The following is a 22,224-nucleotide window of genomic DNA, read 5'->3' as shown; positions in this document are numbered from 1 at the left end:
GAAAAGGACGGCGTGTAGCAACACGCCGTCCGACGCCCCAAGTGTCATAATCGACGTGCGATAGACGGACAAAGCGAGGTCCAGCTATCGCAAGCGCCTTTGATCAACGATGGCGTCAGGTTGCCATGGAGGCCCAGTGCACATCACCTTGTAGGCTGGGCGGAATTGGGCTGGAAATGAACCCATCATTCGCCGCGCTCGAAAACGCCATGCTCGCTACGAGGCGGTCGAGATCAGTCGACAGGCTGCCGAACGCTTTCGGCGACTCCATCATGGCGTTGACGTCATCCGCGGACCACGCTGTGCCGTCAGCAAAGCGGATCTCGTCCACACGATATCGGGAACCGTAAAAGTAATCGAGGACGCGTAGACGCTCTTTCCCATCTGGCATGTAGATCTCCAGGTCCGTGCCCACGCGCTTCACAGTGACCTCTCCGGGAGCAACACCTTCGCGGAATTGGATGACATCGTGGCGACCGACACTGGAATCGTCGTTGTTGATAGTGGTGTTTCCATCGCCCAGTCCGAAGATGTAGGTGTCCGAGCCCGCATCGCCATAGAGGATTGCGCCTTCCGGGCCACCATAGAGCACGTCGTCACCGTCGCCGCCATGTAGTTCGTCGATGCCGGTGCCGCCTTCGAGGTAATCGTTGCCGGCATTGCCGTAAAGCTTATCGTCGCCTGCGCCACCCATCAGATGGTCATCCGAGTCGTAGCCGAGGAGCGTGTCGTTGCCGTCGGTTGACTTGAGGACCATGGGCTTGATGTCGTCATAGGTCCAAACGGAACCGTCTGCAAAGTGGATCTCGTCCACGCGATAACGTGAGCTGTAAAAGTAATCGAGGACGCGTAGACGCTCTTTCCCACCTGGCATGTAGATCTCCAGGTCCGTGCCCACGCGCTTCGCAGTGACCTCTCCGGGATTAACACCTTCGCGGAACCGAATAATATCGTGGCGACCGACACTGGAATCGTCGTTGTTGATAGTGGTGTTTCCATCGCCCAGTCCGAAGATGTAAGTGTCCGAGCCCGCATCGCCATAGAGGATTGCGCCTCCCGGGCCACCATAGAGCACGTCGTCACCGTCGCCGCCATGTAGCTCGTCGATGCCGGTGCCGCCTTCGAGGTAATCATTGCCGGCATTGCCGTAAAGCTTATCGTCGCCTTCGCCACCCATCAGATGGTCATCCGAGTCGTAGCCGAGGAGCGTGTCGTTGCCGTCGGTGGGGGCAAGCACCATGGACTTTACGTCGTCATAGGTCCAAACAGAGCCGTCTGCAAAGTGGATCTCGTCCACGCGATAACGTGAGCTGTAAAAGTAATCGAGGACGCGTAGACGCTCTTTCCCACCTGGCATGTAGATCTCCAGGTCCGTGCCCACGCGCTTCACAGTGACCTCTCCGGGAGCAACACCTTCGCGGAATTGGATGATATCGTGGCGACCGACACTGGAATCGTCGTTGTTGATAGTGGTGTTTCCATCGCCCAGTCCGAAGATGTAGGTGTCCGAGCCCGCATCGCCATAGAGGATTGCGCCTTCCGGGCCACCATAGAGCACGTCGTCACCGTCGCCGCCATGTAGTTCGTCGATGCCGGTGCCGCCTTCGAGGTAATCGTTGCCGGCATTGCCGTAAAGCTTATCGTCGCCTGCGCCACCCATCAGATGGTCATCCGAGTCGTAGCCGAGGAGCGTGTCGTTGCCGTCGGTTGACTTGAGGACCATGGGCTTGACGTCGTCATAGGTCCAAACGGAACCGTCTGCAAAGTGGATCTCGTCCACGCGATAACGTGAGCCGTAAAAGTAATCGAGGACGCGCAGACGCTCTTTCCCACCTGGCATGTAGATCTCCAGATCCGTGCCCACGCGCTTCACAGTGACCTCTCCAGGATTAACACTGTCGCGGAACCGGATAATATCGCGGCGACCGACATTGGAATCGTCGTTGTTGATAGTGGTGTTTCCATCGCCCAGTCCGAAGATGTAGGTGTCCGAGCCTGCATCGCCATAGAGGATTGCGCCTCCCGGGCCGCCATAGAGCACGTCGTCACCGTCGCCGCCATGTAGCTCGTCGATGCCGGTGCCGCCTTCGAGGTAATCATTGCCGGCATTGCCGTAAAGCTTATCGTCGCCTTCGCCACCCATCAGATGGTCATCCGAGTCGTAGCCGAGGAGCGTGTCGTTGCCGTCGGTGGGGGCAAGCACCATGGACTTTACGTCGTCGTAGGTCCAAACGGATCCGTCCGCGAAGCGAATGGCGATGCGATTACCTTCTCGCGAGAAATAGTTCGTGATCTCAATAGAGTCTTTCGTATCGCGGACGTAAAGATACAGATTCTCGGTCCAGCTCGGGCCGCGACGAACAAAAATGTCTGAAGGCTGGATATCGTCGCGAAACTGCAGGGTATCGTGTAAATTTCCACTGGCGTCGCTATTGACGATAGTGTCCTCGCCGTCACCGCGACCGAAGATGTAGGTATCAGCACCATCGCCACCTTCCAGATGGTCGTTGCCTGCGCCGCCAATCAGGACGTCGTTTCCGTTTCCTCCATAAAGCGAGTCGTTGCCGTCCTGGCCCCAGATGAAGTCATCACCGTCCTCGCCGTAGAGTTTGTCGTTGCCGCCCATGCCAAGAATGAGGTCGTGACCGGAGCCGGTGCTGAGGTTGGAGGCGGAGCTGCCATCCACGACGAGACGCCCGAGCCCGGTCAGCTCCGAGTTCAGGAGCGATGCTTGCGCCGGAGTGAGTCTCTTGATCCAGTCCTCAAGGAGCGGAACCAGATTGCCGACATCGAAGGTCTTCAACGACCGCGTGAACTCCACAGCGTCCAAAATCGCCGTGGATGGGTCGACGGCCGCGACATCCGCGAGGCGCGCGATCACCCGGCGGTAGTCTGCAGCGACAACGTCTCCCGAAAGCGAAATGTCCACGACATCCGCGTAGGCCTTCAGCCGCGTCTGCAGGAGCAGGCTCGACTCGATGGATTTCGCTAGCTCTGCGTAGGATGCGTCAAGCAAGGCGAGGGGATCTGCGGGAATGGGAAGATCAGCCTCGCTGATCACTGCCTCGCCATTGCGTACCGCCACAGTGCACAGGACGGTATTCGCGCCAATGCGCACCAGAACTTTCGCGGTGCTCGACGTCATCGATTGCACCGTGAATTCCAGGAAGGCTTGCCCGTTGAACGATTCCAGCAGGTTCAGCTTTGCCAGTCGGTCGCGTAGCAACGCCTGGGCAGGCGTTGGCGCCTTGCTTGCGGTCTCCCAGCTGAAGGCAAAGTGGAAATTTATGCCATCGCGATCCAGCTCATCAATTCGCTGCTCGAATGGCTTGAAGCCCTCACCCGTGGCCGCCCACGCTGCGATGATCCGCCCCACGAGTTCATGCTGCTCCCGGGGGCTCTTCGTCGCTACGTACGATTGAAGGAGCGTTCGCAGCTCTTGACTGAGCATGGCGGCCTCCCGCAGCTCACGAACAAGCCCCGATCCCTGGAGCGTGGGGAGGCCCCGCGCACCGTCGTCGAGCTCGATCTTGTTGTTGTGCTCGCTATAGAACGGATTGCTTTCAAGATCCACGTCCGCGGCGGTGCTCTGGTTGCCATTCACCTCGCCCTCGCTGCCGTCGTCCCGGATGAATGAGCCGGTGGCACTGATGAGGTTTCCGTTGCTGTCCTGGTTGGCTTCCTTGGATTTCAGGACGATGGCGGCGATGTGATGTTCCGATAGCGTCTTCAGCTCATTCGCCTGGGCAATGCCATCGTGATTCAAGTCTTGCCACACGCGCACGCTCGAGAACATGTCATCCTTCTCGTCAAACATGCCATCGCCGTTGCTATCGAGGTCTGCCAGTGCGTCGAAGCCATTGCGCGCCTTGCTGCCGTCGCGCTTGACCGTATCGACGCCAAACAGTTCTGAGCCGTTGTCGATCTGGCCATTGCCATTGCGGTCTAGCACAAGGAAGCCGTCGTCACGTTTGATCCAGCCAGTGCCGGTCTTGACGCCGTCGCCGTCGAAGTCGAAGAGGACGCCTTCGTCCACGCCGAGGGTCTCGATGCCGTCGCCGTCGAGGTCGAGAGTCAGGGGGTCGATGCGGCGGATGAGATTGAGTGCCGCCAGGAAGCGGTCGTTCGAAACAGCATTAAACTCAATGTTTGCGCCAAATGCTTTCAGGAACTCGGCCCATACCCCGCTCAGTTCGGACGTTACTGAGTCGATTGCATCCCGCCCGAGTTTCCCCAGAGCTTCCCATTGCTTCTCGTCGACAAGGGCATCGAGGCCCTTGGATCCTGCTAGCGCGAATCCGATGATCGTCAAAGCTCTCCCAGGAGGAGAGGCTTGGGCCATCATCGCCACGATCCCTCCGACGGACGTAGCGACGCGTCCGACGACTATGCTGCCTAAGGCCTTTGCGACGTCCTTGTCCTCGCCATATGCGAGCGCCGCACCAAGTTCAGCTGCGTCAAACAATGAGCCAGCGTTCTTTGCGAGAAATCGAACGGCACCGCTATCGCCGACTTGCGCAGCAAGCATGCGCGTACGTTCGCTCGCATAGGTCTTAAGCGTTGATGCTGCGCTAGCATGCGACGCTGACAAGGTTCCTATCAGCTCTTTGCTGGCGCCTGCCTCGGCCGCGAAGTATGTTGCCGACTTGAGGTCTCCGGCGGCTCTATACTGTTCGGCCAGCCATTCCAACCTCTTTATCTCGTACGCATGCATGGCTTTCAGGGCCTCTACGCGCGCAGACTGCGTGTCGACGCCTAACGACGTTTGTTTCTCAAACTCCTTGATGTATTCACTGTACCCAGTTACGTATGCTGTGCCGGAATCCTTGATCGCGGTCCAGAGATCGTCGTCCATCTTGATTGTATCGTCCATATCTTTCCTTCCTAGTTTTGGCCTTATTTGGCCGTTTTTCTTCGCCGTTCTTTTAGGATCTCTACAGGCTTAGAGACGACGAGTGTGATGCATAGGCTCAGTGACAGAACGAGCGAGAACACGAATGCGTCATGAGCCGCTTGATATTGCTCCGCGAGCTCCATTAGTCCCCGGAAACGGAGTTGAGTTTGTCCGGGGTCGTCCGATGCACCGGTTCGTATGTAGAGTGCTAGCACCAGTAGCGGCGTAGTGCCGGCGACAATGAGCCAGGAGAATGGTGGATCTTCTTTGTCCTTCAACTTGCGTAAACCGATTGCATATCGGATGTAGATGGGTATCGCCAGCGTATAAAAGGCCAGTGATGCTGAAGGCCTCAAAGAAGCGCGCGTGAGGTCAGATCGGATGCGTACCGAGAAACAGCTTCCGAAAATGTCGATCAGTCCGAGCGGGTCGCCGAAGAAAGAGTAGACTCGGGCAGCAATGCTTGGCGCGGCGAACAAAAACAATAGAAGTGCATTGCTTCGAATCTTTTCCGGTGCTGGTTGATTTGGCATAAGCCTTTGCCTCGTGATTATGAAGTCACTAGTCGTGCTCACATCTTGCTCAGTTCCTACGATGTTGGTTGCCGACTAGTCGTTTATGCTGTCGTGCACCGTGTACCGTGCAGAATGCATGCGAGCGTGGCGGTGGGGCGCTTCGGTAGCTAGTTGGGTGACTCGCTTTTGACGCACGCAATGTTGGCCGTTGCTTGGGGCCTTGACGCGGCGCTTAATCGATGGACTTGAGTATCCATGCCGCGACCACGGCGATTCCGAGTGCGAGAATGAACATGAAAGAACCAGCGAGTAGTACATATGCGAGGTTGAATTGTTCAATCAGCGGTGTGATGAAGAGTCGTCTCTTCGCTGGCGCATTCGGCTGCCCGTAGCGTGGAATGAAGAGAAATGCGGACATGAGTGATGCTAGAAACGCTCCCTGCGCTGCGTTTTTTATGGTCAGAGGCTTGTTGCTTGAGCCGATCGCCTTAACCAACTGCAGTAGTGCAAAAGGAAGGAGCGCAAGCTGAGTCGCGAAATGTGCTGCGAGCTCCGCGCGCCGTAGGGGCTTCGCTTCGAATGCGTTGATTAGTCCGTAGGGTTGTAGGCCGGAAAGGAAATCGAAAGTAACGCCGCAGCTTATGCAGAACTCAACGATAGCGAACGCCGCAAGAGGCAGGATCAACAGTCTCGCCCAAGTCAGCCGATTTGTGTCAGGAATGCAATTAGTTTCGTGCTTAGTCATAACTCATTCTTCCTTGGCATTTTGGTCCTACGGAACGGTGCCGATAATTGGCGCACAACAACGATGAGAATTGCTGATGATCCTATGTTCGCGGAACAAAATAGGAGGGAGAAGATGACGTCACTACTCATCACGATTCGAGAGTTTGTGGAGTAGCTATCGATCGGCTTTTCTGGTTTGGAGGATGGAATGTAGGCGGCGTGCACCATCGCCGCCGAGTACATCGCGACGATGAGCCACGGGAGAAATCCGACTCGGTGCTTCTGAGGCCTAGTCTGAAAAATGTTGATCGTCCAGGCGAGCTGCAGGGGCGCCGCTATTGCGTAAGCAACGGCGATGGCAGATGGCGTGATGTAATCACCCGTGGGAAGAGCTTGCGTATGAACCAAATGAGATTTGAGATAGGCGATGGGCGTTCCGATAGTTAGAGTCGCTACATAGGCCCTGGCTAGTAGCAGTGGCCCGAGGAGGACGGCACTCGCAGGTCCGATCCGCCGAGACCAAGGAGTGGGTTGATCTATTGATTGCACTCGGTGTCCCGTTTGCGGCGTCCTTGGAGTCCCGCCGAGATGCGGTCGCGTGTGATCGCTCATCGCTCTCGTGCAGAATCGTGGATATGTTCCTGCAGCGGACTCAGCAGGTAGTCGAGCACACGTCGTCGCCCGGTTTTCACTTCGGCTGTAACTGTCATCCCTGGCGTAAGCGAAACGGCAACGCCATCAATGTCCAGGAGTGCGGAGTCGATCCGGATACGCGCCGGAAAAACGAGTCCTAGCTTCTCGTCCTGTACGGCGTCGTGCGAGACAGACGCGACGCTTCCGAGCACAAATCCGTAGCGCGTGTAAGGAAAGGTCTCGATTTTCACCGTCACCGGTTGCCCGGGCCTCAGGAAACCGATGTCCTGATTGAGCACAGTGGCTTCGACCTCCAAGGGGTCATCCTGGGGAACCACGGTCATCAGGGCCTGGCCAGGGGTAACGACGCCACCCACCGTGTGTACGGCGAGCTGTTGCACCGTTCCGTCGACGGGCGAAGTCAGGTGAAGCTGGCGAATGCGCTGCTCCGCGTTTGCCAGGTCTTGCGCGTACTGCGCGGCGCTTTCCTGCGCCTGGCGGAGCTGGTCCGCAGCCTCCTGACGGGTCGTGCTGATGTGGGCCTGCAGATCGCGGTAAGCGGCATCCTCTGCCGCCTTCAGTTCCTTGTGGCGGCTCATCTGAGCCTCCGCAATGCGCGCGGCGTCCACGCGTTCCTGTTCCCGTTGCAGGAATTCATGCCGTGACACGTGGCCCTTCGTGACCAGCTTGCCAGTGTCCTCCGACCGCTGGCGGCTGATGTCCGCACTGGTCGCGAGTGCGTGGATCTGGCCCTTGGCACTCGCTGCTTCCCTGCGTCGCTGCTTCAGGACAGCTTCCAGTACCTGCTTGTTGGCGACGTACTGCGCGTAGTCCAGCTGGGCCAGGTCGGCGGCGACTTCGTCCCGATAGGGGCCAGGCTGGATCGTGGTCCCATCCAGCCCTGAAAGAAGAAGCGCCTTTCGTTCGGCCATGTGCCCCGCGGCCACGAGGGCCTCTGAAGCCTTTGTTCGTTCCGTAGTCGCGCTTGTGTCATCGAGGTCGATGAGTGGCTGACCCATGCGCACGGTGTCACCGTCGGCTACGTAGACATGGCGGACTGACGCCGTTTCCATGGGCTGGATGGTTTTGCTGCGCGTCGTGGCGACGATGCGGCCAGGGGCGCTCGCGACGATGTCCATCTTTCCGAGATAGCTCCAGCCGAGGGCGACACAGAAAATCGCAGCCAAAGTAGCGGCGAGAGTGCGTGCGGTAACGGATACCGGCCGCTCGATCAACTCGAGGTGGGCAGGAAGGAATTCGATCTCGGCAGCCCTGCGGGCCGAGGGGCGGGAGATTCGCACGGGTACGGTCACGCGGCACCCCCCTGGAGCGCGTGCAATCGTGCATATACACCGCCAGCGTGCTTAAGCAAAATGTCGTGGGTTCCATCCTCGACGATCTGCCCACGTTCCATGACCACGATCCTGTCGGCCCGCCGGACAGTAGATAGCCTGTGGGCGATGATCAACACAGTTCGGCCACGGCAGATGGAGCGCATGTTGGCCATGACGGCGTGCTCCGACTCGTAGTCGAGCGCGCTCGTGGCTTCGTCGAAGATAAGGATGCGTGGGTCGGCCATCAGGGCGCGCGCGATGGCTACGCGCTGCCGCTGGCCGCCCGATAGAGACCCCCCGCGTTCGCCCACATGGGTGTCATAACCTTCGGGTAGTTCAAGGATAAAGTCGTGCGCACCCGCCAGGCGCGCGGCGGCCATCACACGCTCGAGCGACGCGCCCGGGTCGCCTAGGGCGATGTTCTCGCGAACGCTACGGCCGAAGAGAAAGTTCTCCTGGAGCACGACACCGATCTGGCGGCGCAGCCAGGTCGGATCGACCATCGCGATGTCCTGTCCGTCAATGAGCACCCGCCCGCGCTCGGGTACATAGAGGCGCTGGACGAGCTTGGTCAGGGTGCTCTTCCCGGAGCCCGAGCGGCCCACGATGCCGATGACCTCGCCCGGGGCGACCCTCAGGTCGACGCCAGCCAGGATTTCGGGTCCGTCGGGTCGATAGCGAAAGCTCGTCCGTTCGAAGGTGATCTTGCCCTTGATGGCGGCCGGGACAACGCTGCTGCCTGCCTGTTCGGTTGGCATGTTGAGCACGTCGCCGAGACGTTTGACCGAAATACCCACCTGTTGGAAGTCTTGCCACAGCTGGGCGAGCCTGACGACAGGCGCGGCGACCTGGCCGGACAGCATGTTGAAGGCGATCAACTGGCCAACCGTCAGGTCGCCCTCGATAACCAACCGTGCGCCCACGTAGAGCAGGGTGACGGCCACGGTCTTCTGGATCAGCTGAATACCCTGTTGCCCGAGATTGGCGCGACGGACAACGGTCAGGGAGGCGCTGACGTAAGCCGCCAGTTGCATGTCCCACGTACGGGTCATGCGAGGTGCGGTCGCCGTAGCCTTGATTGTGCCAATGCCGGTCATGGCTTCGACCAGGAACGACTGATTCTCGGCTCCCCTGGCGAACTTTTCGTCAAGGCCGCGACGCAGGCCTGGTGTGATCACGGCCGACCACCCGCCGTAGAGCATCATCGAAATGACCACGATCAGCGTCAGCCAGCCGCTGTAGGTGACCATGACCGCGAGAAAGACCACGGTGAAGAACAGGTCGAGCAGAGCCGTCAGTGCCTGTCCCGTCAGAAAGTTGCGGATGTTCTCCAGCTCACGGACGCGAGCGACCGTCTCACCGACACGGCGCGATTCGAAATAGGCGAGGGGTAGGGCGAGCACGTGCCTGAACAGCCGGGCGCCGAGCTCAACATCGATCTTGCTGGTCGTATGGGCGAGGATGTAGGCGCGCAGGCCCGATAACATCACTTCGAACAACGCGATCGCGCCGATACCCAGAGCCACGACGTCGAGCGTGCTGACCGTGCGATGGACCAGCACCTTGTCCATCACGACCTGGAAAAGCAAGGGCGTCATCAGGGCAAATGCCTGCACGAACAGCGACGCCACGATCACCTCCGCGAACAGGCGGCGATATTTCATCACGGCTGGAACGAACCAGCGCAGGTCGAATCGGGCACCCTTGCCAGTCACGCGCTGCCGGGAGGCAACCAACAGGATTCGGCCAACGTACTGGTCGAGGAACACGTCGCGCGGCAGGGTGCGTGCGCGCTGCTCGGCCAGGTCATAAGCGACAACCGTGTCGCCTTCCAGCTTTGACAGGATCACGTGCGCACCGTTCGCCATGAGTGCAATTGCGGGCAGCGGCGCTTTTTCCAGTCGCCCGGCCGGCTGGTCGACGAATCGAGCTTTCAACCCCAGTTTCCTGGCGGCGAGCAGGGTGGCGGTCTCGTCGAGGCGCTCGCCGTGGCCGTAGGTGTGCGCGAGTTCAGCGGGGTTGGCTGCTACACCATGGTAGCGGGCGAGGAGGACGAGTCCTGCGAGTAGGTAGTCGACGCTGAGCGCGTCAACGCGCGCCTGTTCCGGCTTTGATGCCTTGGCTGCTTCCTGCAATGTGATGCTCCCGATCTGCCCGTACCGCCAGCTCGTGGCTAGCGCTCCCCGTGATCGGAGAGCTGGAAATGGTGTCAGGCAGATGTGGCGCCGTATATAGAAGAAATCTCAATTCGATTGGTTTGTGATGGTGTGATCAATTTTTTCGCGATGAGCGTTACTTCTATTGTTCGCAGTGTGTGTGCGTGTTAGGCGTCGCGCGACAGCTTGTGTAGGAGCGCGCCTGCGCGCGATGCACCTGGTCCGGGTTGGCAAATCCGCTATCCGGGATCGATCGTGCATTCAACGGGCGATGTGCGGTGCGTTTGCGACCTGGGTGCGGTGGTTTTCAGTGGGACCGCATCATCGGTCGCGCGCGGGCGCGCTCCTACAGGGGGGCGGGGGCTTAGAGCAGGTTGACCTGTTGGGTCGCGGTGTACCAGAGCAGGCCGTAGTGCGCGTAGGGGAAGGTGTAGCTGGCCGTTTCGCCCTGGATCTGCGAGGTGTGCACGCCGTAGACGTAGCACGAGTAGTAGCAGTTGATCTCGTCCGAGTAGGATTTGAACGAATACATCTTCGCGCCGAAGCGATGTCCCTGGATGCCGTTGAGGAACGGGCTGCCGATCGACAGGCCCCAGGCGCCGCAGGTGGTGGTCGCCACGTTGGCCGGGTAGAGGCCGCAGGCGTACAGGCCGTGGAAGGCACCGGCGATGCCGATGAAGGTGTTCACCGAGGTCGACGCGCCGATCCGGTCGATCACGCGCGCGGCGAGCGTGGCGCCCATCGAATGGCCGATGACGTCGATCTTGCCGGTGCACGACGAGGCCAGCGCATCGACGATGGCGTTCTGCACCGGCGTCTCCTCGCTGCCCTGGTGGTCGTTGCACGCGGCGCACAGACCGTTACCCCAGCTGGGCGCGAAGATCTGCCCCTCGGTGTAACCACGCTGGATGAGCAGGTCGTGGGTGGCCTGGAAGTCGGACGGACTTCCCGTATTGCCGTGCACCAGCACGACGGAATCCACGCAGGCGGCGTGGGCGGTACCGCACAGGAGCAACAGCAGGGCGAACAGCGACGTGACGAAACGCATGGCTTGCCTCCGTGGTGTACGCCCGGTCAGACCACCCCGAGCGCGTAGTAAGCGACGATCGCCACGAAGACCGCGAGGGTCTTGATGACGGTGATCGCGAAAATGTCGCGGTACGACTGGCGGTGGGTCAGGCCGGTGACCGCGAGCAGGGTGATCACCGCGCCGTTGTGCGGCAGGGTGTCCATGCCGCCGGACGCCATCGCGGCGATCCGGTGCAGCACCTCCATCGGGATGCCGACCGCCTGCGCGTTCTGGATGAAGTCGTGCCCCATCGCCGCCAGCGCGATGCTCAGCCCGCCCGACGCCGAGCCGGTGATGCCGGCCAGCGCCGTGACCGACACCGCCTCGTTCACCAGCGTGTTGGGAATGGCGTGCAGCGCGTCGGCCACGCTGCGGAAGCCGGGCAGGGCGGCGATCACCGCGCCGAAGCCGTACTCCGACGCCGTGTTCATCGACGCCAGCAACGCACCGCCCACGGCCGCCTTGCTGCCCTCGGCGAAGCGCTGGCGTACCGGGCGCCAGGCGAAGGCCAGCACGCAGAGGATGCCGACCAGCAGCGCGCCTTCGACCGCCCAGATCGCCGCCACCTTCGCCACCTCCTGGACCACGGGCGGTGCATCGCCCACCACGGTGGGGGCAAAGGCCTGCGTGGTGCCGTAGACGCGCGGGATCAGCACGGTCAGCAGCTTGTTGGCCACGCCGACGAGCACCAGCGGCAGCAGCGCCACCAGCGGATGGGCGAGTCGTTCGCCGGTGAACGGCGCCGGTTCGTTGGCCAGGTCGTCGCCGTAGCCCTCGCCGGCGACCTGCGCCGCGCGACGACGGCGCTCCAGGTAGAGCAGGCCGACGACGAGGATGAATACCGATCCCAGCGTGCCGAGCCAGGGCGCCGCCCAGGTGTCGGTGCCGAAAAAGGCCGTCGGGATGATGTTCTGGATCTGCGGCGTACCCGGCAGCGAGTCCATGGTGAAGGTAAACGCACCCAGCGCGATGGTGCCCGGGATCAGCCGCTTCGGGATGCGCGCCTGGCGGAACAGCTCGGCGGCGAACGGGTAGACGGCGAAGACCACGACGAACAGCGAGACGCCGCCGTAGGTGAGCAGGGCGCAGACCAGCACGATCGACAGGATCGCCCGCTTCTCGCCGAGCAGGCCGATGGTCCCGGCGACGATGGCGCGGGAGAACCCGGACAGTTCGATCAGCTTGCCGAACACCGCGCCCAGCATGAAGACCGGAAAGTACAGCTTGAGGAAGCCGACCATCTTGTCCATGAACAGGCCGGTGAACATCGGCGCGACCAGGCCCGGGTCGGTCAGCAGCACCGCGCCCAGCGCGGCCACCGGGGCGAACAGGATCACGCTGTAGCCGCGATAGGCCACGAACATGAGGAAGGCCAGCGCGGCCAGCACGATAAGCAATGCCATTGGAGCGGTCGTCCCCGGATACGGCGCATGCCGCCGTCGTGGGGGGCGAGTATCCGCAGGCTTGCTGGCGCGGGGCACTGTACCAAGGTACAAGTGCCTGTCCCTGCGCACCCTTCCTATGCTTCGTGTCATTCGGCGCCGAGGCGGTGCCGTACTGGGGTTCACACGGGGGATGTCCATGAAGCACGCACCGCTGACGCTGGCGATCGGCCTTGCACTCGGTTTCGCCGCCACGCTGCCCGCGATGGCACAGGATGCCGGGTCTTCCGCCACGGCGGCCACGCAGCAGACCGAGGCTGGCAAGAAGAAGCAGGACGCGACGCAGTTGCAGGAAGTGACCGTGAGCGCGCGTCGCCGAGACGAGTCGCTGGAGAAAGTGCCGGTCGCCGTCAGCGCCTTCAGCGAGGACGACATGAAGGACCTGCAGGCGACCAGCATCGACGGCCTGCAGGGTGCGGTGCCCAACATGAACATCGTCCAGGGCCGTGGTTCGTCGTCCTCGGTGAACATCTTCATCCGCGGCATCGGCCAGCCCGACGCCCTGCAGACGTTCGATCCGGGCGTCGGCATGTACGTCGACGACGTGTACTACTCGCGCATCCAGGGGGCGCTGATCAGCCTGTTCGACGTCGAGCAGGTGGAAGTGTTGCGTGGCCCGCAGGGCACCCTGTACGGAAAGAATTCCACGGGTGGCGCGGTCAAGGTGGTGACGAAGAACCCGTCGAGCACGCCGGAAGGCTCGGTCGAGGCGACGTTCGGCAATTACGGCCGGCGCGAAGGCCGCTTCTATGGTTCCACCCCGCTGGACAAGGATGGCGTGTGGTCGGCCTCGCTGGCGGGCGCGGTCACCCGCAACGACGGCTACGTACACGATTACGCGGGTCGAGACTTCAACGACGACGACACCAAATCGGTGCGCGGCAAGCTGCGCTTCCATCCGTCGGACGCGTTCGACGGCGTGCTGACCCTCGACTACACGAAGATGGATACGGCCCTGACCCTGGGCCAGCCGGTCTCGGCGCTGACCCGCACGGACCTCGCCTTCGGCACGGTGACCCTGCTGCAGCCGAACCTGGACGAGAAGTACAACTTCCACAGCCAGACCTCGTTCCCGCCAGGCAAGGGCCAGGAGCTCACGCACAAGGGCGTGGCGCTGAACATGAACTGGAAGCTGTCCGACCAGTGGAACCTGAAGAGCATCACGGCCTACCGCAAGCTGGACAGCGATTCGTACATCGACATCGATGCCTCGCAGTACCAGCTCGGCGACGTGTTCGTCGGCTTCCGCCAGAAGCAGTTCAGCCAGGAGCTGCAACTGGGCTTCGACAACGGCAGCAACGTGCAGGGTACCTTCGGTGCGTACTTCCTGCGCGAGAACGTGCCGTCCACGCAGTACGCGTACGCCGACGACCTGTTCGCGCTGGCCGGACGCCCGATCGATTTCCTGCGCAGCATCGGCGATGACCTCACCACCAAGAGCTACGCCGGCTTCGCCCACGTGAACTGGGAATTCGTGCCGAGCTGGACGCTTGCCGCCGGCATCCGCTACAGCAAGGAAAGCAAGGACTACGACCGCACCACCAGCACCTTCTGGGGCGTGCCGTTCGCCGCGCTGGACGAAACGGTCGCCTTCCACGGGAACAAGGACTGGGCGGCGTGGACGCCGACGGTAAGCCTGCAGAAGCAGTTCAGCCCGCAGGCCATGTGGTACGTGTCGGCGAGCCGTGGCTTCAAGTCCGGCGGCTTCAACGGCCGCGCGAACTCCACCGCGGAAGCGGCCACGGCGAAGTTCGACCCGGAATACGTGTGGACCTACGAAACCGGGTTGAAGCTGCGCAGCGTGGATAACCGCCTGCAGGCCAACCTCGCCGCGTTCCACAGCGACTACAAGGACTTCCAGGCACGCGTGTCGGAGATCCAGAACCCGGGTTCGATCACCCCGACCTTCGCCTTCCCGGTGATCAACGCCGCGAAGCTGAAGATGGATGGCTTCGAGGCCGAAGGCGTGGCGTTGCTGGGTGAAGGCACGCGGCTGAGCAGCCAGGTGGGCTACCTTAAGGCGAAGTACGACCGCTTCGACGATGCGCGGTCGGATCCGTCCAACCCGCAGTACAACCCGACCCTGCACGACCACGTGCCGTTCTCGCCGAAGTGGACCGCGCGCATCGCCGCCTCGCAGACCTTCAACCTGGCCGGTGGTGCACTCACCGTCGGCGCCGACGCCTCCTACCGCACCGAGACCTGGCTCAGCGTCGACAACTACGCCGCGCTCAGCCAGAAAGCGTATACGCTGGTCGGCGCGTTCGGGGTGTTCGATTCGGGTGACGGCCACTGGCAGCTGCGCACGGGCGTGCGTAACGCGACCAACAAGACCTATAAGACCGACGGCCAGGAGTTCTCCTCCGTGGCCAACATCCGCACTGCGTACTACGGCATGCCGCGCAACTACTATGCGTCGGTGCGCTACAACTTCTGACGGGGGACATCGTGATGAAACGCCTGTTGCTTGGCCTGGCCCTGGTCGCCGGCGGTGCATCCGCCGCGGACGCCCCGGCGAAACTCCCCTCGCTGAAGATCGATGCCGCGCGGGTCACCGTGGCCGGGCTGTCGTCGGGCGCGTACATGGCGACCCAGCTGCAGGTGGCGTACTCGGACGTGTTCCACGCCTCGGCGCTGGTCGCGGGTGGGCCTTATGGATGCGCCGCGGGCAAGCTCGACGTCGCCCTGGGTAGCTGCATGAAGGGCACGCCTGCACCGGACGTCGCCGCGCTGGCCGCTGCGGCCAGGGACAAGGCGGGCAAGGGCGCGATCGCCCCGCTCGCCGGGCTGGCGAAGGCGAAGGTCTATGCATTGCACGGGGCGCAGGACGCGCTGGTGTCGCCGGTGGTGGGCCATGCGTCGGCGGGCTTCTACGATGCCCTGAAGAAGCTCGACCCGGCCCTGGGCGGGCTGACCGTGGTCGACGACGGCGGGCGGGCGTTCGCGCATAACCTGCCGGTGCTCGCGAAGGGCGACGACTGCGACAAGTCGATGTCGCCGTTCCTCGGCCATTGCGGCTTCGACGCGGCGGGCGAGATCTTTACGCAGATGTACGGCAAGCCCGCGCATGCGGCCACGGTGGCGAAGGGCGAGTTGCGCGCCTTCGACCAGGATGCCTACAAGGTGGACGGCAAGGACGCGTTCCTCTCGGGCACCGGCTACGTCTACCTGCCGCCGGACTGCCTTGCCGGCAAACCGTGTGGCGTGATGGTCGCCCTGCATGGATGCAAGCAGACCGCCGACATGATCGGCAAGGACTTCGTCGACGACGCCGGCTTCAATCGCTGGGCCGACGTGTACGACGTGGCCGTCCTGTATCCTCAGACCCGCGCGGTTTTCGCGCCTCTGAATCCGCAGGCATGCTGGGACTGGTGGGGCTACTCCGGGGACAATTACGACACCCGTGCCGGCGTGCAGATGCGCTGGGTCGTCGATGCCGTGCACGCGCTCGGCCTGCGCTAGGCGCTAACGCGGCGGCGCCATGACCACCTGGACCGTCACGCTTGCCGCGGCGCTGTGGCTGTTCGTGCTGTTCGGCGTGGCGCTGTTCGGCGAACGCCGGCCACGCCTGTTCGAGCGGCGCTGGGCGATCGTCTACGCGCTGTCGCTCGCGATCCATTGCACGTCGTGGACGTTCTACGGCACGGTGACCCAGGCCTCGCGTTCGGGTTGGTGGCTGCCGCCGACCTTCATCGGCGCGATCCTGATGTATGCGTTCGCGGTGGGCGTGCTGCGCCGGATGGTGGTGCTGGCCCGCGACTACAACGCGGGTTCGGTCGCCGACCTGGTCTCGGCACGGCTGGGTCGCCATCGCGGCCTGGCCGCCCTGGTCACGGTCGTGATGCTGATCGGCATCATTCCCTACATCGCCCTGCAGCTGAAGGCCGTGGCGATGAGTTACAGCCTGCTGGCGCAGGGCCGCAACGCCGAGGCGCCGGCATGGCAGGACAGCGCGCTGTACATCGCCCTGTTGATGGCCGCCTTCGCGATGCTGTTCGGCACCCGGCGGGCATCGGCCATGGCGCACAACCGGGGCCTGGTCCTCGCGATGGCCTTCGAGTCGTTGTTCAAGCTCGGCGCGATGCTTGCGCTGGGCACGCTGCTGATCGGTGCGACGCCCGATCCCGCCGCCGTTGCACGCGCCGCGGCGATGCCGCACGACACCGGCGGCTTCCCCGCGCTGATCCTGCTCGGCGCGCTGGCGATGTTCACCCTGCCGCACCAGTTCCACGCGGGGATGGTCGAATGCCGGGACGTGGGCCACGTGCGTACGGCACGCTGGCTTTTCCCGGTTTACATGTTGCTGGTCTCGTTGCCGATCCTGCCGCTGGCGAAGCTCGGCGACGCGACGCTCGCACCGCTGGGCGTGCCCTCGGACCTGTACGTGCTGGCGCTGCCGCTGTCCCGGCAGCAGGGTGGCCTGGCCTTGTTCGCCTTCCTCGGCGGCCTGTCCGCGGCAACGAGCATGGTCGTGGTCGCCACGCTCGCGCTCAGCCTGATGGTGGTGAACCACTTCATCGCGCCCGTGCGCGTGCTGGCCGGCTGGGGTAGCGACGAGCGCGCCGACCTGCGTGGCGAAGTCATCAACCAGCGCCGTGGCGTGATCGTCGCGGTGATCCTGCTCGCGTGGGCGTATAGCCGCATGCTGGCCGGCAACGACGTCCTGGCCGATATCGGCGGCATCTCGTTCTCCGCGCTGGCGGGACTGGCGCCCGCCTTGCTCGTGGCGGTCTACCGGCCACGCACGGGAGCGCGCGCGGTCGCGGCGGGCCTCGTCGTCGGTACGCTGGTGTGGCTGTACGTCGTCGCGCCCGCGCTGGTCTCGCCCGAGCCGTCGTGGGTGCTCGCGGGCCCGTTCGGCGTGGAGTGGCTGTCGCCCGACAAGCTGTTCGGACTCGACGACTGGAGCCGGTTGGGGCGTGCCGTCGTGCTCGGCCTCGGTGCCAACCTGGCGACGATGCTGCTCGTGGCGCCGTCGCGTTACGGGCGGCGCACCTTGCCGTCGGCCGAACTGGGCGGCGTCGATGTCGGCGACCTGCGCGCGCTGGCCACGCGCTTCCTGCCCGTGGAGCGCGTCGACAGCCTGTTCGCCAGTGCGCCCGTGCATGGCGCGGCGGGTGGCGCGTTGGCCGGCGTCGTCGAGCATGAGCTGGCCGCGGTGATCGGTGCGGGCTCCGCGCGATTGCTGGTGCAGGTCGTGCATCGCCAGCGCCAGGAAGAGCTCGACACCGTCGCGGCGATCGTCGACGAGGCCACCGAAGACCTGCGTTTCAACCAGCGCGTGCTCGAGGCGGCGCTGGAAACGATGAGCCAGGGTATCTGTGTGGTCGACGCCGAACTGCGCCTGGTGGCGTGGAACCAGCCCTATGCGGACCTGTTCGGCTATCCGCCCGCGCTGCTCCGGGTCGGCTTGCCGGTGGCCGAACTGATCGCCCACAACGTTGCCGCGGGGCTCGTTGGCGAAGGCAACTTGGCCTCGCGGGTCGAACGGCGCATGGCCTTCATGCGCGCGGGTTCGCCGCACCTGGCCGAGCGTCGGTTCCCGGATGGCACGGTGGTGGAAATCCGCGGCAACCCGATGCCCGGTGGCGGCTATGTCGCCACGTTCACCGACGTCACGTCGTTCCGCGAGACCGAGGACGAATTGAAGCGGACCAACGAAACGCTCGAGCTTCGCGTGGCCGAGCGCACGGCGGCGCTGGAGCAGGCCAACGAAGCGAAGAGCCACTTCCTCACCGCCGTGAGCCACGACCTGATGCAGCCCCTGCATGCGGCGCAGCTGTTCGCGCATGCGTTGCGTGCGGGGCATGGCGATGCCGACACCTCGCGCCATCTCGAAGGCGCGCTGGGCGCCACCGAAAACCTGCTCGGTGGCTTGCTCGACATCGCCCGGCTGGAGGGTGGCAGGCTCTCGCCGCGCATGGCCGACGTGGCGCTGGCCGAGGTGCTGGGCCCGCTTGCCGCCGAGTGCCGGGCGATAGCCGCCGAGCGCGATATTCGCTTCCACGTCGTGCCGACGATGGCATGCGTGCGCACCGATCCGTCGCTATTGCGCCGCGTCGTGCAGAACTTCCTCTCCAACGCCCTGCGTTACGCGGAGGGCGGTCGCGTGGTGTTGGGCTGTCGCCGCGCGGGCGACCAGCTGCGCGTCGAGGTCTGGGATACCGGGCCGGGCATCGCGGAGGCCGATCGCACGCTGATCTTCGATGCCTTCCGCCGTGGCGAAGCCGCCGCGGGGCAAGGCCTGGGCCTCGGCCTGGCGATCGCCGAGCGCACGGCCTCGCTGCTCGGCCATCCGCTGGCGCTTCGCAGCTGGCCGGGTCGTGGCAGTGTGTTCGCGGTGAGCGTGCCGGTGGCCGTGCGTGGCGAGGTCGAACTACCCGTGGCACCGCTCGCGCCGCTGGCCCCGTCGGCGTGCGGCCACGCGCTGGTCGTCGACAACGACCCGGCGGCCCTGGCGGCGACGGCGACCTTGCTGCGTGGCTGGGGCTGGGGCGTCGATGCGTTGCGCGAGCCTTCCGCCGCGGTGACGGCGGAGCCGGACCTGCTCGTGCTGGATTACCACCTGGACGACGGGCGTACCGGACTGGACGCGCTGCGGGTGTTGCAAGGGCGGTTTGGCGAGGTGCCGGCAGTGTTCGTGACCGCGGACCGGGATGCGGACCTGCGGCTGCGCCTGCAGGAGGCGGGGGGGAGCGTGTTGTACAAGCCGCTGAAGCCGGTGGCGCTGCGGCAGGTGGTGGCGCGGCTGGTTCGGGTTTGAGGCTGGGGGGATTGGATCGGATTGGATCGGGTTGGGTTGGGCTTGCTGGGGTCGCGCGCGGGCGCGCTCCTACAGGGGGGTGTCGGAGAGGTCCAGGGTGCGCAGCAGGACGCCGGCCTGGGTGCGGTTGCGCACTTCGAGCTTTTCGAAGATGGCGGTGACGTGGGCTTTCACCGTGCGTTCCTGCACGCTGAGCCGGTCGGCGATCTGTTTGTTGAGCAGGCCTTCGGACAGCATCGCGAGCACGCGGAACTGTTGCTCGGTAAGTCGCGACAACTTCGATGCCAGCGCGGTGTCGTCATGGCGCGCGGGCAAGGCGGCAACCTCGCGGGCGAGCGCCGGTGGTAGCCAGTGGCCTTCGTCGAGCACGCTGCGCACGGCCAGTGCGATGGTGTCGGGGTCCGCGCTTTTCGGCACGAAGCCCGCGGCACCGTGGTCGAGCACGCGCTTCACCACGCGGGCTTCGTCATGCGCGGAGACCACCAGCACGGCGACACCGGGGAATTGCCCGCGTAACGCGGCCAGCCCGGAAAGCCCGCGGCTGCCGGGCATGCGCAGGTCGAGCAGGACGAGATCCGTCTCGGGTGCCGCGCCCAACGCATCGAGCAGGGCTTCGAGATCCGCGGCAACACCTACCTCGGCATCCGGCACGGCGGTCGCCGCCGCCTGGCGGAGCGCGGCGCGGAACAGGGGGTGGTCGTCGGCGACGAGGATGCGGTTCATCGCCAGCGACGGTAGCGGCGTAACGCGGCGGCGTCGAGTGTCGTGTTGCACTTTCGTACGATGGCGACGGCCGGCGTGCTTGCTATCGTGCAGGGATGTCACGCATCTTTCCCCTGGTCGTCATCGCTGCCGCATCGTTCGGCATCCTCTCCTGCACGACGGCGCCCGCCACGAGGAAAGGTTCCATGCCCAACCCCGACACCTTCGGCGACGTTCGCGTCACCACCCACCGCGACGGCGATGACCTGCTCAGCGCCGGCCTGGGCTTGCGTGGCCTGGCTGGCGCGCCGGCGGCGTTCGTGAACCCTGCGGCTCCCACGCCGGCCGAATTGCGTCGCCGCGCCATCCAGTCGAGCTGGAAGGGCATCGCCGACCTTGGCCCGCTGGGTGGTTTCGGCAGCGTGTACGGCGGCGTGCCGGACGTGCCCGGACGTGAGTTCACGACGTTCGCCTTCCTGCCCGGCGCGCGGGTACCGCATCGGGTGCTGGTCCAGGTGCCGGATGACTTCGACAAGGCGAAGCGCTGCCTGGTCGTCACCGCCTCGTCGGGCTCGCGCGGCGTCTATGGCGCCATTGCACTCGCCGGTGGCTGGGGCCTCGCGCATGGTTGTGCGGTCGCTTACACCGACAAGGGCACGGGCGCGGGCTATTTCGACGCCGCCGATCACAGTGGCGTGGCCCTGGATGGCACCCGCGCGAAAGCCGGCGAAGCGACGCTGGAGTTCGAACCCAAAGGCATCCGCGTGGATGCCGGCATCGCGGTGAAGCATGCGCACTCGGGCGATAACCCCGAAGCCGACTGGGGTCGGCACGTGTTGCAGGCCGCACGCTTCGGCCTGGCCATGCTCGATCGCGCGTATCCGGACGAGGCGCCGTTCACCGCGAAGAACACGCGGATCATCGCCACCGGCCTTTCCAACGGCGGTGGCGCGGTGTTGCGCGCGGCCGGTGACGACACCGACGGCATCCTCGCCGCGGTGGTCGCGATGGAGCCGAACATCCATGTGGCCGGCCACGGGCGCGCGTTCTACGACTACGCCACCGAGGCGGCGGTGCTGTTGCCCTGCGCGATGGCCGCGCCCGAATTCAACGGCGTGCCGTTCGCCCGCGTCGGCCAGGCGTCGCCACCGGCGTGGGCGCTGCGTTGTGCCTCCTTGCGCGCGCATGGCGTGCTGCAGGCGAACACGCCTGCAGCACAGGCCGCCGAGGCGCTGGCGATGCTGCGCGCCTCGGGCTGGCAGGACGACGCCCTGCGCGTGGGGGCGTCGTCCACCTCGCTGGACCTGTGGCGCGCGGTCACCGCGGCGTACGCGTCCGCTTACCTGCGCCGCGAGGCGGGGGACATGCCTTGCGGCTTTTCGTATCGCTTGCAGCACGCCGCCGGTGTCGCCAGCCCCGTCGACGGCGTGCTGCGCGCGGCATGGTGGGCCGACGGATCGGGCGTGCCGCCGGGTGCCGCCATCGTGCTGGCAGGCGGCACCGACGTGTCGCTCGACCCGACGCTTCCCGGCAGCCTTTGCCTGCGCGAGCTGTGGACCGGGCATGGTGCCGATGCGGCGAAGCTGAAGGAAGGCGTGGCGGCCACCGCCGCGACGCTGCCGCGGGAGGGCCTGCCGGTCTTCGTCGTCCACGGTGCCCAGGACGGGCTGATCCCGGTGGCGTTCAGTTCCGACGCCTACGTGGCCTGGCTGCGGGCCTCGGGGCGCACGCCGGTGTACTGGAAGGTCCCGTATGCCCAGCATTTCGATGCCTTCCTGGCCTTTCCCGACTTCGGCGACCGCCATGCGCCGCTGCTGCCGTTCGCCTACGCGGCGCTGGACCGGGCCTGGGCCTACCTCGCCGGTGGGCGTGCGCTCCCCGAGGATGCCGCCGTCCGCGAGACCCGGCCCCGGGGCGCGGGCGCCCTGACCCCGGCCACGCTGTCCTTGCCGCCGAACTGACTTAGCCGTCACGCACTGCAGCTTGAACT

12 protein-coding genes are annotated in these 22,224 nt (G+C 64.3%); 4 read left to right on the top strand and 8 right to left on the bottom strand.

From position 1 onward, the window contains the following. Nucleotides 1-115: 115 nt before the first annotated feature. The 7 genes from KPL74_07985 to KPL74_07955 form a co-directional block, all read right to left on the bottom strand. Complete coding sequence (locus KPL74_07985; protein QWT21933.1) at nucleotides 116-4,873, bottom strand: hypothetical protein; 4,758 nt, start codon at nucleotides 4,871-4,873, stop codon at nucleotides 116-118. Nucleotides 4,874-4,896: 23 nt separating this feature from the next. Beyond that, nucleotides 4,897-5,427 (bottom strand): hypothetical protein, encoded by a 531-nt coding sequence (locus KPL74_07980; GenBank protein ID QWT21932.1) that lies wholly within the window; start codon nucleotides 5,425-5,427, stop codon nucleotides 4,897-4,899. A 214-nt stretch (nucleotides 5,428-5,641) separates the two neighbouring features. Then, nucleotides 5,642-6,154, bottom strand: coding sequence for a hypothetical protein (locus tag KPL74_07975; GenBank protein ID QWT21931.1), 513 nt, complete (start codon nucleotides 6,152-6,154; stop codon nucleotides 5,642-5,644). Between the two features lie 589 nt (nucleotides 6,155-6,743). Next, nucleotides 6,744-8,081, bottom strand: a complete 1,338-nt coding sequence (locus KPL74_07970; protein ID QWT21930.1) for an HlyD family type I secretion periplasmic adaptor subunit — start codon at nucleotides 8,079-8,081, stop codon at nucleotides 6,744-6,746. Next, nucleotides 8,078-10,237 (bottom strand): type I secretion system permease/ATPase, encoded by a 2,160-nt coding sequence (locus KPL74_07965; protein QWT21929.1) that lies wholly within the window; start codon nucleotides 10,235-10,237, stop codon nucleotides 8,078-8,080. The genes KPL74_07970 and KPL74_07965 overlap by 4 nt, the downstream gene beginning before the upstream one ends. A 385-nt stretch (nucleotides 10,238-10,622) precedes the next feature. Then, nucleotides 10,623-11,306, bottom strand: a complete 684-nt coding sequence (locus KPL74_07960) for an alpha/beta fold hydrolase (protein QWT21928.1) — start codon at nucleotides 11,304-11,306, stop codon at nucleotides 10,623-10,625. Nucleotides 11,307-11,332: 26 nt separating this feature from the next. Then, nucleotides 11,333-12,730 carry a GntP family permease gene (locus tag KPL74_07955; GenBank protein QWT21927.1) on the bottom strand — a complete coding sequence of 466 codons (1,398 nt, stop codon included), beginning with the start codon at nucleotides 12,728-12,730 and terminating at the stop codon, nucleotides 11,333-11,335. 178 nt (nucleotides 12,731-12,908) lie between these two features. Between KPL74_07955 and KPL74_07950 the strand changes: the two genes are divergently transcribed. Genes KPL74_07950 through KPL74_07940 form a run of 3 tightly spaced genes read left to right on the top strand, consistent with a single transcriptional unit; the run spans nucleotide 12,909 to nucleotide 19,532 of the window. Continuing rightward, nucleotides 12,909-15,206 carry a TonB-dependent receptor gene (locus tag KPL74_07950; protein QWT21926.1) on the top strand — a complete coding sequence of 766 codons (2,298 nt, stop codon included), beginning with the start codon at nucleotides 12,909-12,911 and terminating at the stop codon, nucleotides 15,204-15,206. A 14-nt stretch (nucleotides 15,207-15,220) separates the two neighbouring features. After that, nucleotides 15,221-16,231, top strand: coding sequence for a hypothetical protein (locus tag KPL74_07945; GenBank protein QWT21925.1), 1,011 nt, complete (start codon nucleotides 15,221-15,223; stop codon nucleotides 16,229-16,231). Between the two features lie 19 nt (nucleotides 16,232-16,250). Continuing rightward, nucleotides 16,251-19,532, top strand: a complete 3,282-nt coding sequence (locus tag KPL74_07940; GenBank protein QWT21924.1) for a PAS domain-containing hybrid sensor histidine kinase/response regulator — start codon at nucleotides 16,251-16,253, stop codon at nucleotides 19,530-19,532. Nucleotides 19,533-19,601: 69 nt separating this feature from the next. Here KPL74_07940 and KPL74_07935 read toward each other — a convergent pair whose 3' ends face one another. Next, nucleotides 19,602-20,357, bottom strand: a complete 756-nt coding sequence (locus KPL74_07935; GenBank protein ID QWT21923.1) for a response regulator transcription factor — start codon at nucleotides 20,355-20,357, stop codon at nucleotides 19,602-19,604. A gap of 83 nt (nucleotides 20,358-20,440) precedes the next feature. On the opposite strand from KPL74_07935, the gene KPL74_07930 reads away from it, so the two are divergent. Beyond that, on the top strand, nucleotides 20,441-22,195 hold the full coding sequence (locus KPL74_07930; GenBank protein ID QWT21922.1) for a D-(-)-3-hydroxybutyrate oligomer hydrolase: 1,755 nt from the start codon (nucleotides 20,441-20,443) through the stop codon (nucleotides 22,193-22,195). The last annotated feature ends 29 nt before the right edge of the window (nucleotides 22,196-22,224 follow it).

The sequence above is a fragment of the Bacillus sp. NP157 genome (assembly GCA_018889975.1).
Lineage (GTDB): Bacteria > Pseudomonadota > Gammaproteobacteria > Xanthomonadales > Rhodanobacteraceae > Luteibacter.
The sequence above is the reverse complement of the archived record's forward strand: the minus strand, read 5'-3'. Positions and strand labels throughout refer to the sequence as shown.